Annotated in this window: 12 protein-coding genes; 2 read left to right on the forward strand and 10 right to left on the reverse strand. The window is 71.8% G+C overall.

All coding sequences use genetic code 11. From position 1 onward, the window contains the following. Positions 1-199: 199 nt before the first annotated feature. Complete coding sequence (locus ACGF3C_RS33350; protein WP_393227796.1) at positions 200-1,144, reverse strand: exopolyphosphatase; 945 nt, start codon at positions 1,142-1,144, stop codon at positions 200-202. Positions 1,145-1,166: 22 nt separating this feature from the next. Beyond that, positions 1,167-2,207: a helix-turn-helix domain-containing protein gene (locus ACGF3C_RS33355; RefSeq protein ID WP_357226587.1), complete on the reverse strand. Its 1,041-nt coding sequence runs from the start codon at positions 2,205-2,207 to the stop codon at positions 1,167-1,169. 97 nt (positions 2,208-2,304) lie between these two features. Here ACGF3C_RS33355 and ACGF3C_RS33360 point away from each other — a divergent pair, with 97 nt between their 5' ends. Next, entirely contained in the window at positions 2,305-3,261 is a 957-nt protein-coding gene (locus ACGF3C_RS33360; RefSeq protein ID WP_393227780.1) for an alpha/beta hydrolase family esterase, read from the forward strand. Here the strand turns inward: ACGF3C_RS33360 and ACGF3C_RS33365 are convergent. From ACGF3C_RS33365 to eno, 4 genes are read right to left on the reverse strand one after another with little or no spacing between them, the layout of a single operon-like run. Next, positions 3,153-3,674: an amino-acid N-acetyltransferase gene (locus tag ACGF3C_RS33365; RefSeq protein ID WP_357226579.1), complete on the reverse strand. Its 522-nt coding sequence runs from the start codon at positions 3,672-3,674 to the stop codon at positions 3,153-3,155. The genes ACGF3C_RS33360 and ACGF3C_RS33365 overlap by 109 nt on opposite strands. Next, positions 3,671-4,228 (reverse strand): DUF501 domain-containing protein, encoded by a 558-nt coding sequence (locus ACGF3C_RS33370; RefSeq protein WP_124861646.1) that lies wholly within the window; start codon positions 4,226-4,228, stop codon positions 3,671-3,673. Before ACGF3C_RS33370 ends, ACGF3C_RS33365 begins: the two co-directional genes overlap by 4 nt. Before the next feature lie 34 nt (positions 4,229-4,262). Next, a complete protein-coding gene (locus tag ACGF3C_RS33375) occupies positions 4,263-4,901 on the reverse strand; it encodes a septum formation initiator family protein (RefSeq protein WP_357226576.1) in 639 nt (212 codons plus the stop codon). A gap of 32 nt (positions 4,902-4,933) precedes the next feature. After that, the gene (eno, locus tag ACGF3C_RS33380) at positions 4,934-6,217 is read right to left on the reverse strand and encodes a phosphopyruvate hydratase (RefSeq protein ID WP_269681111.1); all 1,284 of its coding nucleotides are present in this window, start codon (positions 6,215-6,217) and stop codon (positions 4,934-4,936) included. 213 nt (positions 6,218-6,430) lie between these two features. On the opposite strand from eno, the gene ACGF3C_RS33385 reads away from it, so the two are divergent. Further along, on the forward strand, positions 6,431-7,126 hold the full coding sequence (locus tag ACGF3C_RS33385) for a hypothetical protein (RefSeq protein ID WP_357226573.1): 696 nt from the start codon (positions 6,431-6,433) through the stop codon (positions 7,124-7,126). A 117-nt stretch (positions 7,127-7,243) separates the two neighbouring features. Here ACGF3C_RS33385 and ACGF3C_RS33390 read toward each other — a convergent pair whose 3' ends face one another. The 4 genes from ACGF3C_RS33390 to mfd form a co-directional block, all read right to left on the reverse strand. Then, positions 7,244-8,863, reverse strand: a complete 1,620-nt coding sequence (locus tag ACGF3C_RS33390) for a DUF885 domain-containing protein (RefSeq protein ID WP_393227785.1) — start codon at positions 8,861-8,863, stop codon at positions 7,244-7,246. Between the two features lie 99 nt (positions 8,864-8,962). Further along, the gene (locus ACGF3C_RS33395) at positions 8,963-9,958 is read right to left on the reverse strand and encodes a nucleoside triphosphate pyrophosphohydrolase (protein ID WP_393227788.1); all 996 of its coding nucleotides are present in this window, start codon (positions 9,956-9,958) and stop codon (positions 8,963-8,965) included. Between the two features lie 2 nt (positions 9,959-9,960). Next, positions 9,961-10,713 carry a hypothetical protein gene (locus ACGF3C_RS33400; protein WP_393227791.1) on the reverse strand — a complete coding sequence of 251 codons (753 nt, stop codon included), beginning with the start codon at positions 10,711-10,713 and terminating at the stop codon, positions 9,961-9,963. 117 nt (positions 10,714-10,830) lie between these two features. Then, positions 10,831-14,463 carry a transcription-repair coupling factor gene (gene mfd, locus ACGF3C_RS33405; protein ID WP_393227793.1) on the reverse strand — a complete coding sequence of 1,211 codons (3,633 nt, stop codon included), beginning with the start codon at positions 14,461-14,463 and terminating at the stop codon, positions 10,831-10,833. Between the last annotated feature and the right edge of the window lie 232 nt (positions 14,464-14,695).

Consider the following 14,695-nt stretch of genomic DNA (forward strand, 5'->3'; position numbering starts at 1 on the left):
CGGGGCGCGCGAGGGGCGCGCGAGGGGCGCGCGAGGGGCGCGCGAGGGGCGCGCGAGGGGCGCGCGAGGGGCGCGCGAGGGGCGCGCGAGGGGCGCGCGAGGGGCGCTGGCCGAGATCGACTCGGTTTCCAGGAAGTCGGGGCGTCCGAGGCGCCCGGACACCGCGACTTCAATGAAGGCGAGTTGATCAAGCGCCCTGCTAGCGCGCCGTGGCTGGCTGGAGGCTCCAGGCGATGCCGTCCAGGATGTCGTGCTCCGAGGCGACCACCGACGGCATCCCGGCCCGCTCCATGATCACGCGTAGCACCAGCGCACCGGCGCCGATCACGTCCGCGCGGCCCGGGTGCATCACCGGGTTCGCCAACCGCTGCGCACGGGTCTGACCCAGCAGCTCCGCGGTCACCCGGGCGACCTCCTCGTACGACACCCGGGCGTGGTGGATGCGCTCCGGGTCGTACTCCCGCAGGCCCTGCGCGAGCGCGACGACAGTGGTGACCGACCCGGCGAGGCCGACCAGGGTGGCCGCCTCGCGACCGGGCACCACGGCGAGCGCCCGGTCCACCACCGCGGCGATGTCGGCCTGTGCTGCCGCGACCTGCTCGGGCGTCGGCGGGTCACCGGGCAGGTGCCGCTCGGTCATCCGGACGCAGCCGATGTCCACCGAGATCGCCGACCGCACCCCGGCGGCCCGGTCACCGACCACGAACTCGGTGGAACCACCGCCGATGTCGACGACCAGGAACGGCTCCTTCGCGTCGGCGGGCAGCCCGCGCACCGCGCCGGTGAACGACAGCCGGGCCTCCTCGTCGCCGCTGACCACCTCGGGCGCGACACCGAGAGTGGCCCGCACCATCTCGGTGAAGTCGGCGGCGTTGGCGGCGTCGCGGGAGGCCGAGGTGGCACACATCCGCACCCGCTGCGCGCCCAGCTTCTCGATGTCCGCGGCGTACGACGCCAACGCCACCCTGGTCCGCTCGATCGCCTCCGGCGCCAGTCGGCCGGTGCGGTCCACGCCCTGCCCCAACCGGACGATCTCCATCCGCCGGGTCAGGTCGACCAGCGGTGCCTGTGGCCCGGCCGAGGCGTCGGGCAGGTCGGCGACCAGCAGTCGGATCGAGTTGGTCCCGCAGTCGATGGCCGCCACACGCGTCGTCACGGCAGCAACCTTACGGCAGGACGGGCGGCCCCCCGGCGGCTTGGTTGGCGGTGGGCCACGACTCGCCCAGGTCGCCCGACGGGCCCCGCAACAACTCCAGACCGAGCGAGGTCAGGTGGTGTCGGACGGCCCCGCCCTCCCGCTCACTGGTCACCAGACCGGCGGTCCGCAACGCACGGGCGTGCTCCGAGGCCGAGGAGAGACTGATACCGACCGCCCGGGACAACACGGTGGTGGTCAAACCCCCGTCGGTCGCCAGTCGGCGCAGCACCAGCGCCCGGGTGACGCCGAGCAGTCGACCGAGGGCATCGTCGGCGGCAGGAGACCCGCGCGCGGGCATGACCACCGGGTAGACGAGCAGGATCGGGTAACCCTGCTCGACAAGCACCCGGGGCCGCGGCCCGGCCAACGGTGAGGGCAGCAGGATGATCCCGTGGCCGGTGCCGGGAAGATCGCCGTCCCACCACGTCCGTACCTCCAGCACCGGCTCCCGCCACCGGATCCCCGGATGCAGACCGGCGAAGAGGCTGGCCAGGCCATGCTGCGCCAGCCGCTGGCTGGCAGATGTCACCTGCTGACGGTACGCGGACACCAGCTCGGCCCAGTGCGGTTCGAGCACCGCGTCGAACCAGGTCCGCACAGCCCCGCCGAACAGGTCCAGCACCTCCGGGTCGGCCGCCGCGAACCGCCGCCGCAGTGGGCTGGCCGACGTGTCCGCGTACGCGAGGGTGACCTCGGCGCGGACCCGCCGCGCCGGGGTGGCCCGGATCGCCTCCAGCCCGGCCTCCACCGACTCCAGGCCGTCGAAGGGAGTGACGAAGTCCGGTAGACGTCCCCGGTCGGGCAGCAGATGCCGCAGGACTGCGGTGGCAGCCTGGGCGGCAGCCGTGCCCTCGGCCGCCGCCACCCGCTCGGCCAGGGTCGGCGCCATCGCCGCGACAGTGGGATCGCGCAGCCACTGACCAGCCAGCAGCGCGATCCCGACCGGATGCAGCCGATCGGCGAACCGCACCCGGCACAGGTCGGCAGACCCGAGCCGGAGTCGAAGCATGGCAACAGCCTGCCTGCCTTCGGCCAGGACCGAAAGGGTTGATCCGCGGCTGAACGATCTCCAGTGTGGACGGCGAGGTCGACGGGGGGTGGCCGGCGTGCGGCGAGCACTGGCGGTGTTAACGGGGCTCTGCCTGATGATCGTCGCCGCAGCTTGTGGTGAGCGGGGGCAACCCTCGTCGGCCCCACCAGCCTCACCGTCCGCGTCGAGCGAGCGGCCGGCGGCCGGTGACCACCAGCTCACCCTGCGGCACAACGGACTCGACCGCACCTACCTGCTGCACGCGCCACCGGGGTACGACCCGGGCAGACCCTCCGCGCTGGTCATCGCGCTGCACTTCTATCCCGGTCTTGGATCGTCGATGCGAGAGTTGGCGGGCCTGGACGCCAGAGCCGACACTGACAACGTGCTGGTCGCCTACCCCGATGGGCGGGGCGGCGGCTTCAACGCGCTGATCTGCTGCGGAAGCGAGGACGACGTCGGCTTCCTCAACGCCCTCACCGACCATCTGGTGCAGACCTGGCACGCGGACCCGAACCGGGTGTTCCTCACCGGCATCTCGAACGGCGGCGACATGAGCTTCCGGGCGGCGGTGGAGAGCACCGGCACGTTCGCCGCGATCGGGGTGGTCAGCGGTGGATACAGCGGAAACCTGACCACCGCCGACAGTTACGTGCCGAAGAGCCCGGTCTCCGTGATCACCTTCATCGGCGGCCAGGACCGCTACGCCTCGACCTTCCAGCCCGAAGGCGTCCGGGGTGCCGGGTGTGACGCACACGGTGGCGGGCTGCGCGGACGGCAGCGAGGTCAGCGTCTACACGATCGCCGACATGGGTCACAGTTGGCCGGGAGCGACATCGGGCCAACTCGCCGCATCCTCCGCGGGGTTGTCCGCCACCGACCTGATGTGGGAGTTCTTCGCCGCCCACCCCCGCAAAGCCTGACCTACAGGCGCAGCAGCATCCGGGTGTTGCCCAGCGTGTTCGGCTTGACCCGCTCCAGGTCCAGGAACTCCGCGACACCCTCGTCGTACGAGCGCAGCAACTGCTCGTAGACCGGTTGCGGCACCGGAGCGCCGTCGATCTCGCGGAAACCGAACGAGCCGAAGAACCGGGTCTCGAAGGTGAGCACGAAGATCCGCGCCACGCCCAGCTCGCGGGCAGCGTCGATCAGCTCACCGACCAGCCGCTGACCGATGCGCCGGCCCCGGCAGGACGGGTCGACCGCCACGGTGCGGATCTCGGCCAGGTCCTCCCACATGACGTGCAGCGCGCCGCAGCCCACCACCACGTCGTCCTCGGCCCGGACCGCGACCCGGAACTCCTGTACGTCCTCGAAGAGGGTGACGGTGGCCTTGCTCAGCAGCCGCCGGTCGTCGGTGTAGGTGTCGACGAGCCGTCGGATGCCCCGCACGTCCCCGGTGCGGGCCCGCCGTACCGTGATCTGATCCGCGGCCTGCGTGCTCATTCGGCTGCCGGCACGTCCACGCACGGCCCCGCCGACCACCAGGGCTCAACCAGCTCCAACGTCTCGTCGCCGAACGGGTTCACCCCGGGGCCGGCACCCAACGCGTGACCCAGGTGCACGTGCAGGCACTTCACCCGACCCGGCATCCCACCGGCCGAGATGCCGGCGATCTCCGGAACCTCGCCGATCGCCTCCCGGCGGGTGAGGTAGTCCTCGTGCGCCGCACGGTAGTGGGCGGCCAACTCCGGATCCGTCGTCAGCCGGTCCGCCATCTCCTTCATCAGCCCCGCCGACTCCAGTCGGCTGCACGCGGCGGTGGCCCGGGGGCAGGTCAGGTAGTAGAGCGTCGGGAACGGGGTGCCGTCAGCGAGGCGGGGGGTCGTCTCCACCACGTCGGGAAGGCCACACGGGCACCGGTGGGCCACCGCGCGGGTGCCCCGGGGCGTCCGGCCGAGCTGCGCGGCCACCGCGGCCAGGTCGGCCTCGGTGGCCGGCTCGCGCTGCGGCAGGGGAACGGAATCCGCAGCCGGCTCCGACGGTGGTACGACAGTCACGGTGCCCATCTTTCCTGGTGTGCTGGTCGGTGGATCACTGGCCCGGCTGCTGGCTGTCCGCCGCCCGCACGCTCGACCAGAGCGTGTCGTACCAGGTCACCGGCCCGGCTGGCGGGGCCGCGCCGGCCGACTTCCCGGCGTCCCGCGCCGCGCCCTCCGGGTCGTGCAGGACCACCATTATCTTCTCGCCCGGCTCGCCCATGAAGAACCGCTCCCGAGCCTGCGTCTTGATGTACTCGTCGTCTTTCCAGTTGGCCGCCTCGGCGGCGAGCTTGGCGATCTCGCGCTCCTGCACCGCCTGGGCCGCCTCCATCCGCTCGATGTCGGCCTGCTGGTCCAGGTAGACCCGGACCGGATAGGTGTAGGCCAGAGCGAGCGCGATCAGGACCGCGAACAGCACTGTGGCCCGGCCGGTGAAGCGACGGGGGTGGGGTGCGGCGAGCCGCTTCACCGAACCAGCGGCAGCGGTACGCCGAGCGGCGGCGGGACGATTCGCGGAGCGCACCCCTTCGGCGCCACGGGCAGCACCCGGCGCGCGACCGGCGGCGCGCGGCTCGGCGCGTACGCCGGCCTCCCGGACCGATCCCCGCGTGGCACGCCCACCGCCCGGCCGACCGGACTGACCCGGCCGGCGGGCGGGACGCTGACCACCCGGTGTGCGGCGCTGCTGCATCGTCACACCCCTCCCCCGAGGCTTCGTGCGTCTCAGGCCGAACGGTAGCGCGGGAACGCGCCAGCGCCGGCGTAGCGCGCCGCGTCGGCCAGCTCCTCCTCGATCCGGAGCAGCTGGTTGTACTTGGCGACACGGTCCGAGCGGGCCGGGGCGCCGGTCTTGATCTGGCCGCAGCCGGTGGCCACCGCCAGGTCGGCGATGGTGGTGTCCTCGGTCTCGCCGGAGCGGTGGCTCATCATGCACTTGAAGCCGGCCCGGTGGGCCAGGTCCACCGCGTCCAGGGTCTCGGTCAGCGAGCCGATCTGGTTGACCTTGACGAGGACCGCGTTCGCGGACTTCTCCGCGATGCCCCGGGCGATGCGCTGCGGGTTGGTGACGAACAGGTCGTCACCGACGATCTGCACCCGGTCGCCGATCGAGGCGGTCAGCGTCTGCCAGCCGCTCCAGTCGTCCTCCGCCAGCGGGTCCTCGATCGACACGATCGGGTACTCGTCAGCCAGCTTGGTGTAGTAGGTGCTCATGTCCTCGGCGGACTTCGCGGCACCCTCGAAGGTGTAGGTGCCGTTGTCGAAGAACTCCGTGGCCGCCACGTCGAGCGCGAACACGATGTCGGTGCCGAGCCGGTAGCCGGCCTTCTCGACCGCCTCGGCGATCAGGTCCAGGGCCGCCGCGTTGGTCGGCAGGTTCGGCGCGAAGCCACCCTCGTCACCGAGGCCCGTCGACAGGCCCTTCTTCTTCAGCACCGACTTCAGCGCGTGGTAGACCTCCGCGCCCGAGCGCAGCGCCTCCCGGAAGGTGGGCGCGCCGATCGGCGCGATCATGAATTCCTGGATGTCGACGTTCGAGTCGGCGTGCGCGCCACCGTTGAGGATGTTCATCATCGGCACGGGCAGAAGGTGCGCGTTCGGGCCGCCCAGGTAGCGGAAGAGGCTCAGCTCGGCGCTGCCGGCAGCGGCCTTCGCCACCGCCAGGGAGACCCCCAGGATGGCGTTCGCGCCCAGCTCCGACTTGCTGTCGGTGCCGTCGATGTCGAGCATCTTCTGGTCGATCAGCCGCTGCTCGCTGGCCTCGTACCCGATGATCTGGTCGACGATCTTGTCTTCGACGTTGGAGACCGCCTTCTCCACGCCCTTGCCCTGGTAGCGGTCGGCGTCACCGTCGCGCAGCTCGATCGCCTCGAACGCGCCGGTGGACGCGCCGGAGGGCACCGCGGCGCGAGCCACCGTGCCGTCGTCCAGGCCGACCTCGACCTCGACCGTTGGGTTGCCCCGCGAGTCGAGAATCTCCCGGGCGACGATTCCCTCGATGGTTGCCACTTAGTCGCTCCTCGTTGTTGTGATCCGGTCCGTGGGTGGGCCGCGACGGTGCGGCTGAGGCAGGTGTTGAACGCAGCGTATCGGGCCACGGGAAACGGCACGGCGTCGCCCGCGCACCCGAGTCGCCCCGCACTGACGGACATTCCCGGATTTCCGGGCGTCAACCGGCAACGGGTTTGCGCTGCGCGGACCAAATCCACCAGGCTGGTCGCCATGCCCGCCGCCTCGACCACCCTCCGCATGCTCGCCGTGTCGGTCATCGCGTCGCTCACGGTCACCGGCTGTCAGACATTCGAGGACGCCGGAGTCGCCATGGGCCGCTCGGAACTCGTCAACGACCTCGCCGCCCGGCTCGATCGGGCACTGGAGTTGACCTACTCGGCCGACTACCAGTTGCCCGGTGGCCAACGCGCCGCGATCGTGCAGGCGCAGGACCCGGCGCGATCCACGTACACCTATCCGGGAGGGCAACTCACCGTCACCCCGGAGGCCGTCACCCGGTGCACGACGACCGGCGCCCGCCCGCAGTGCACGCTGGTCACCCCGCCCACCCCCGGCAGCAAGCCCACTGTGACGCTGTTCGGCGAGGCCAACCAGCAGGGCCTCGTCACGCCGCCGGTGGTGGTCGGGCTGCTCACCGCCGCCGCGCTCGACCCACAGGCGGTCATCAAGCAGAGTGACACCACAGTCGCCGGGCACCACGCCGCCTGCGTCGCGGTGCAGAGCTCGTCGTCCGGCGACTTCACCGCCTGCGTGACCACCGAGGGCGTGCTCGGCAGCTTCACCGGACCGGTCGACGGCAAGCCGATGGAGCTGGCGATGAGCAACTACTCCGCAGCCGTCGACGAGGGCGCGTTCGAACCACCCACCGGCGCCGATGTCGTCGACCGCCGCCCCGGCGGCTCGTGACCGATCCACCTGTCGAGCCGGCGCAACTGCCGCCCGCGTACTCCATCTCGCGCTGGTTGATCGACGCGACGGTGACCGCCGGGCGGCGCTGAAACCCGCGCGGCCCGGCGTTTCTCCTCAGAGACCGAGCAGGGTGCGCAGGTGGCGCGGGGGCGGGCAGTCGTGGGCGAGCATCGCGTCGTGCCAGTCGCGGACCGACACCCCGTCCGGGCGGGCGGCGGCGATCTCGGCCACCTCGCTGTACCCGACGAAGTAGGTGGAGAGCTGGGTGGAGGTCAGTTGGGCGCGCCGCCACTTGCCGGCCGCCTCGCCCTCCTCCTGGAAGCCACGCCCGGTCATCAACGCCATCGCCTCGGCCTCGGGCAGGTCCTCGGCGTGCACCAACTGGTCGAGCAACGCGTTGATGGTCATTCGCAGTTGCATCTTGAGCTGCTGCAACCGCACCGGCAGACCGCCGAAGCCGAGCCCCGTCATCATCTCCTCCGCGTAGACCGCCCAGCCCTCGATGAACGGGCCGGACTCGGCCAACGCGCGAACCCGGGTGCCACCGACGTAACGGCGGGCGTGGGCGAGCTGGAGGAAGTGCCCCGGCATCGCCTCGTGCACCGTCAGGTTGCGGATCATGTGGTCGTTGTATTCGCGGTAGAACGACTCGACCCGCTGCGCGGGCCAGTCCGACGGGGTGGGCGCGATGCAGTAGAAGGTCGGCACGACGGCGGTCTCCAGCGGGCCGGGCGCGTCGCAGTACGCCACTGCGACCCCCCTGGCGAACTCCGGCATCTCCTGGATGACGCACCGGTCGTCGACCACTGTGACCAGGTCGTGTGCGCGGACGAAGTCGGTCGCCTCGTCCAGTGTCACCCCGGCCAGCTCGACGATCGTCGCGTCGTTCGGGTGCTCGGCGGCGAGCAGGTCCAACGCCCGACGTACCGTCGCGTCGTCGGCCGGGCCACCGACCAGTTCGACGGCGGCCTCGCGGATCTCCGCGGTGACGCGGTCCAGGTTGGCCCAGGCGCGACGCTGGATCTCGGCAGCGCCCAGCTCGGTGTCGAGGGTGTGCCAGAGCCGGGCCTCCCAGCGACGCCGGCCCAGTCGCGGGTCACGGCCGGGGCCGACGTCGGCGGCCAGGCCGGTGCGCAGCCAGGCGACGAACTCGTCCAGCGCGGCGATCGCGGCGGTGGCCGCCGGCTCGACCCGGTCGAGGTGGCCCGGCGCCTGGGCGAGCAGTGCCGGCAGCTCGTCGCGGATCAGCGCGGCTGCGCCGGTGAACTGCCCGACGGCCGTCTCCGCGTGGATGCGTGGCATGTCCCGCAGCGTCGCGCGGGCGGTGGCGAGGGCGTCCGGTACGGCGGTGAGCCGTCCGGCAAGGTGGGTCAGCCGCACGTCAGCGGGGGCGTACGGGCGGGCCAGCAACGGGTGCAGCAGCGAGCCGGGGTTGTGCCGCAGCGGGTCCCACTCGTGCGAGCGGATCTCGGTCAGCTCGAACAGCTCCCGGTCCACGAATGAGGTGAGCAGGGCGTGGTCGACCTGTTCGTCGACGTCGAGCGAGTCCGGGTCCAGTTCGGACAGTGCGTTCGCCGCGTCGAAGAGCATCGCTCGATCGGCGGCCAACCCGTCGGCGGACAGGTCCGGCAGCCGGTCGTCGGAGCGGTGGTCACCCGCGGCGGTGGCAACCCCCGGCCGCGACTCCAGTAAAGCCTCGACAACCCGCTCAGCCAGCACCCCGAACGCTTCCACCCGGTCCACCCTACCGACCGGCCCACCCTCCGCCACCTGTTACGTCGATCATGAAGTTATTGCCGTCGACCTCGGCGTGTCGTGGCAACAACTTCATGATCAACGCGGGTCAGAGAGCTCGGGGGTGGGGGTTTCGGCTGTTCGGATGGCCTCTGCGTAGGCCAGGGTGGCGCGGCGGAGGGCCGCTTCCGGGTCGATGCCCGCCTCGCGGGCGGCGGCGACCGTGGCCAGCAGACTTGCGCCCAACCTTGCTTCGGCGTCCACCTGAGTGTCTGCCAACGGAGGTGGGACCTCGATGCCCCTGCCTGCGGCGCGCTTCAGGATCTGGGCGGCCAGGGCCAGCGCGGGCTGACTCAGCGCCACCCCGTCCAACACCGAGTGCCGTGCCTTCTCCGCGCGCTTGATCCGCTCCCAGTTCTCGGTGATCTCCTCCAGGGTGCCCGCCTCGGCACCGGCGAAGACGTGCGGATTACGCCGGATCATCTTGTCGACCAGGCCACCGGCCACGTCGTCGATGGTCCACCGCTCGTCCTCGGGCAACTCCTCGGCGAGCCGCGCGTGCAGCACCACCTGCAACAACACGTCGCCCAACTCCTCGCGCAGCGCGTCGGTGTCGTCGGCGCTGATCGCGTCGTACGCCTCGTAGCTCTCCTCCAGCAGGTAACCGGCGAGGCTGCGGTGCGTCTGCGCCCGCTTCCACGGGTCACCACCCGGAGAGGCCAGTCGATCCAGCACGGCCACCGCGTCGAGCAGCCGGGCACCCGGCGGATCCCACGAGCCGTACATCAACTCCATCTCGGCCAACCCCGGCTGCCGGGCCAGCCGCAGACCCAACTCCCGGGCCAACGCCTCGTCACCCGCCGGACCGGCCAGCCACACCACAGTGCCGTGCGTCGCCACCGCGTCCAGCAACGGCTGCGTCGCCGGGCCGTCCACCACTGTGACCTCGGCGCCCTCCTGGCGAACGGCAGTGGTCAACTCGCTGTCCGCGCCGGCCAACACCGGGTGCTGGCGTACGACGTCCCAGGCCGCAGCCGTCAACAGGCCGGCGGGCAACCGGGGTGAGGTGACCAGGAGGACGATCCGTGCCGTCATGCTCAGCTGGCCGTGCCCTCGGCCTCCGGTGCCCCGGTCGGCCCCTCCGGGGTGGAAATGTCGGTGACCGCGTCGGAGCCCGGCTCACCCAGCGGCACGCTCACGGCGGGTGCGTCACCGGCGAAGCTGAGCAGCGGGAATTCAAGCGGACGGTACCGAGGGCTGACAGTGACGTCGTAACGACCGGCCGCCTCGGCCAGGATCCTCTTGGTCGCCAGCGCACCGCGCAGCTGCTCACCGTCGAGCTGCTGGGCGGCGGCCTCATCGGTCACCTCAGCGGGGATCTTGCCGGCCGCACGACCGGCGGCGATCACGTCGGCGATCTCCTCCTTGGTCGGCTCGACCGGCTCGGCCGGCAACCCGGACAGACAGGTGAAGAGCTTCGCCACCTCCCGCACGTGCCCGGTCTCCGGGTCGAGACCGAGCTGCTGGGCGGCCTGGTCGGCAGCCACCTGGCCGCGCGGCTGGTAGTTCTTCTCGGCGGAGAGCTTCTCGCACACCTTGGTCAGCACCATGGTCCGAACCACGTCGGCCACCTTGGGCAGGGTCGGTTGCGACGCCCCGGGCTGCCCACTGGCGGAAGGCTCCGGCGCCGGGTTCTTCGTCCGCAGGTCCTTCATCGCGGTGGAGACCTGAACGTCGGTGATGCGCTGGTCACCGATGTAAGCGGCGATACCAGGCTCAGCACGGCAACCGGAGAGGGCGACGAGGCCGAGCGCCACAGTGGCGACGGCGGCAAGACGGCGAGCACGCATAGCCGTCACTCTCTCACGCCGTCACCCCGGGTTGTGACACCCCCCACCTTCGCTCACCCCACGACCAGGGACGGCGTCGATGGGCTGACCGTCCCTGGTCGAGAGCACGCCGCCGGCTCAGGCGCTCGCGGCGACGGCGAGTGGGGCGGGAGCACCGAGCACATCGGAGAGCAGTTGCGCGCACCACTGGAGCAGCGCCTGGTCACGCAGCGGCTCGCCACCGATGCGACGGGTGGTCGGTCGGGGCACGCTGACCTGGTCGGTGGCCAGCTTGTAGACGGCATCCGGGTGGTAGCGCTTGAGCCGCAACTGCTTCGAGTCCGGTAGGGGCAGCGGGCCGAACCGTACGTGCTTGCCCTGCATGGACACGTCGGTCAGGCCGTAGCGACGGGCCAGCAGACGGAACCGGGCCACCTCCACGAGGTTCTGCACCGGGGCCGGCGGCTCGCCGTACCGGTCGGTCATCTCGGCGATCACCTCGCCCAGCCGCTCCTCGTCGCGAGACTCGGCGAGCTTGCGGTACATCTCCAGGCGAAGCCGCTCCACGCTCACGTAGTCGTGTGGCAGGTGCGCGTCGACCGGCAGGTCGATCTTGACGTCGGTCTCCTCCTCCGGCCGCTCACCCTTGAACGCGGAGACCGCCTCGCCGACCATCCGCACGTACAGGTCGAAGCCGACGCCCTCGATGTGCCCGGACTGCTCGCCACCGAGCAGGTTGCCGGCGCCCCGGATCTCCAGGTCCTTCATCGCCACGTACATGCCGGCGCCCAACTCGGTGTGCTGGGCGATGGTTGCCAACCGCTCGTGGGCGTGCTCGGTGAGCGGCTTCTCCGGCGGGTAGAGGAAGTAGGCGTACGCCCGCTCCCGGCCCCGGCCGACCCGGCCCCTGATCTGGTGCAGCTGGGCCAGGCCGAGCAGGTCGGCCCGCTCCACGATCAGCGTGTTGGCGTTCGGGATGTCGATGCCCGACTCGACGATCGTGGTGCAGACCAGGACGTCGAACTCCTTCTCCCAGAAGCCGACCATGACCTTCTCCAGGGCGTCCTCGCCCATCTGGCCGTGCGCCACCGCGACCCGCGCCTCGGGCACCAGCTCCCGCAGCCGCCGTGCCGCCCGGTCGATCGACTCGACCCGGTTGTGCAGGTAGAAGACCTGCCCGTCGCGGAGCAGCTCACGGTGGATGGACGCGGCCACCTGCCGGTCGTCCTGCGCGCCGACGAAGGTGAGCACCGGGTGCCGCTCCTCCGGCGGGGTGGCGATGGTGGACATCTCCCGGATGCCGGTGATCGCCATCTCCAGGGTGCGCGGGATCGGGGTGGCCGACATGCTGAGCACGTCGACCGACGCGCGCAGCGTCTTCAGGTGCTCCTTGTGCTCGACACCGAAGCGCTGCTCCTCGTCGACGATCACCAGACCCAGCTGCTTGAAGCGGGTCGCCGTCTGCAACAGCCGGTGCGTACCGATGACGATGTCGACGGTGCCGTCGGCGACCATCTCCATCGTGCGCTCGGTCTCCTTCGCCGTCTGGAACCGGGACAGCTGCCGGATCTGGACCGGGAACTGACTCATCCGCTCGGCGAACGTGTTGTAGTGCTGCTGAACCAGCAGGGTGGTCGGCACCAGCACCGCCACCTGCTTGCCGTCCTGCACCGCCTTGAACGCCGCCCGGACCGCGATCTCGGTCTTGCCGTAACCGACATCACCGCAGATCAGCCGGTCCATCGGGACGGTCTGCTCCATGTCCCGCTTGACCTCGTCGATCGCGGCGAGCTGGTCCGGCGTCTCCTGCCAGGGGAAGGCGTCCTCCAGCTCCCGCTGCCACGGGGTGTCCGGACCGAACGAGTGCCCCTTGGACGCCTTGCGCGCGGCGTAGAGCTGGATGAGCTGCGCGGCGATCTCCCGGACCGCCTTGCGCGCCCGGGCCTTGGACTTCTGCCAGTCCGAGCCGCCCATCTTGTGCAGGGTCGGCTGCTCGCCGCCCACGTAGCGGGAGAGCTGATCGAGCTGGTCGGTCGGGACGAACAACCGGTCGCCGGGCTGGCCCCGCTTGCTGGCCGCGTACTCGATGACGAGGTATTCCCGGCTGGCGCCGTTGACGGTGCGCTGCACCAGCTCGACGTAGCGGCCGATGCCGTGCTGCTCGTGCACCACGTGGTCGCCGGTCTTCAACTCCAGCGGGTCGATGGTGTTGCGCCGCCGGCTCGGCATCTTGCGCATGTCCCGCGTCGAAGTGCCCCGACCGCCGGTCACGTCGTTGCCGGTGAGCAGCACGAAGCGGGACGCCTCGTCGACGAACCCGCTGCTCAGCGCCCCGCAGGTGACCACCAGCTCGCCGGGGACGGGCGCGGTCGGCACCTCCTCGGTCAACCGGGCACCCAGGCCGGCGTCGCGCAGCACCTCCACCGCCCGCTGGGCGGGACCGTGCCCCTCAAAGACCAGCGCGATCGACCAACCCTCGCCGGCCCAGCGCTTGAGGTCCTCCACCACCCGCGAGGTCTCGCCGTGATAGAGCGGCGCCGGTTGGGCGGCGAGGGTCACCGCGATGGCGTCGTCCGGGGTGACCGCGGCCTGTTCCGGCGCGTCCTCCCAGGGCTGCCTCGTCTCGGCGGTCTCCCCCTCCACCAAGCCGAACGGGGACAGCGTCCACCACGGCTGACCTAGCTTGCCCGCGGCGGCGCGTACCTCGCCGAGGGTGCGGAAGGCGGCGGCGCCGACGTCCACCGGGGCCTGGCCGCCGACCGCTGCGGCGGCCCAGCTGGCCTGCAAGAACTCCTCCGATGTACGCACCAGGTCGTGCGCCCGCGTGCGGATCCGCTCCGGGTCGCAGAGCAGGACGTGGGTGCCGGCCGGCATGGCGTCCAGCAGCAGCTCCAGCGAGTCGGGGCCGACCAGTACCGGGGCCAGCGACTCCATCCCCTCCACCGGGATGCCCTCGGCCAGTTTGTCGAGGATCTCGGCCAGCTCGGGGTGCTGCTCGGCGAGCGCGGCGGCCCGGTCGCGGACGGCCGGGGTGAGCAGCAGCTCGCGGCAGGGCGGTGCCCAGAGCAGCGGTACCTGTTCGATGGTCCGCTGGTCGGCGACGGCGAAGGTGCGGATCTCCTCCACCTCGTCGCCCCAGAACTCGACCCGGGACGGGTGCTCGTCGGTGGGCGGGAAGACGTCGAGAATGCCGCCGCGCACCGCGAACTCGCCGCGCTTGGTGACCAGGTCGACCCGGGCGTACGCCATGTCGATCAGCCGGCGGGCGACCTCTTCCAGGTCCGCCTCCTCGCCGGCGGCGAGCTGCACCGGCTCCAGATCGCCGAGCCCCTTCAGCTGCGGCTGGAGCAGCGAACGGACCGGGGCCACGACCACTCGCAGTGGCCCGGTGCCGCCGTGCGCGTCGCTCGCCTCCGGGTGCGCCAGCCGGCGCAGCACGGCCAGCCGCCGGCCGACCGTGTCGGAGCGGGGGGACAGCCGCTCGTGCGGCAGCGTCTCCCAGGAGGGGAAGACGACCACCTGTTCGGCAGGCAGCAACCCGCCCAGCGCGGCGGCCAGGTCGTCGGCCTCCCGGGTGGTGGCGGTCACCGCCAGCACCGGTCGCCCGGCGCCGTCGTTGTCCGCGGCGACCGCCGCGACGGCGAACGGGCGCAGTGCCGCCGGAGCGGTGATGTCGAGGCCGTCGACCTGGGCGGCACCGGAGCGCGCCAGGTCACGCGCCCGGGCCAGCCCGGGGTCGGCCAGGGCGGCGGTGAACAGACCGGTGAGCAAGGGAAATCCTTCCCGGGGAGTCGACGCACACGACGGCGGCCCCTCGTCCAGCCGGACGGGGGGGCGCGACGACAAGCCTAGCTCCGTCGACCGACAGCCACCCCCTTCCGCCGAGGTCCGACGCCACTACGGCGCGTCGCCCCGCGCCCCGCGCCCCGCGCCCCGCGCCCCGCGCCCCGCGCCCCGCGCCCCGCGCCCCGCGCCCCGCGCCCCGCGCCCCGCGCCCCGCGCC

This window comes from Micromonospora sp. NPDC047762 (assembly GCF_043204655.1).
Taxonomy (GTDB): domain Bacteria; phylum Actinomycetota; class Actinomycetes; order Mycobacteriales; family Micromonosporaceae; genus Micromonospora.

Bases quoted from the DNA above. Each gene is read 5' to 3' on its own strand.
- ACGF3C_RS33355 (WP_357226587.1), bottom strand. From the start codon at position 2,207: ATGCTTCGACTCCGGCTCGGGTCTGCCGACCTGTGCCGGGTGCGGTTC.
- ACGF3C_RS33365 (WP_357226579.1), bottom strand. From the start codon at position 3,674: ATGAGCACGCAGGCCGCGGATCAGATCACGGTACGGCGGGCCCGCACC.
- ACGF3C_RS33375 (WP_357226576.1), bottom strand. From the start codon at position 4,901: ATGCAGCAGCGCCGCACACCGGGTGGTCAGCGTCCCGCCCGCCGGCCG.
- ACGF3C_RS33385 (WP_357226573.1), top strand. From the start codon at position 6,431: ATGCCCGCCGCCTCGACCACCCTCCGCATGCTCGCCGTGTCGGTCATC.
- ACGF3C_RS33395 (WP_393227788.1), bottom strand. From the start codon at position 9,958: ATGACGGCACGGATCGTCCTCCTGGTCACCTCACCCCGGTTGCCCGCC.
- ACGF3C_RS33400 (WP_393227791.1), bottom strand. From the start codon at position 10,713: ATGCGTGCTCGCCGTCTTGCCGCCGTCGCCACTGTGGCGCTCGGCCTC.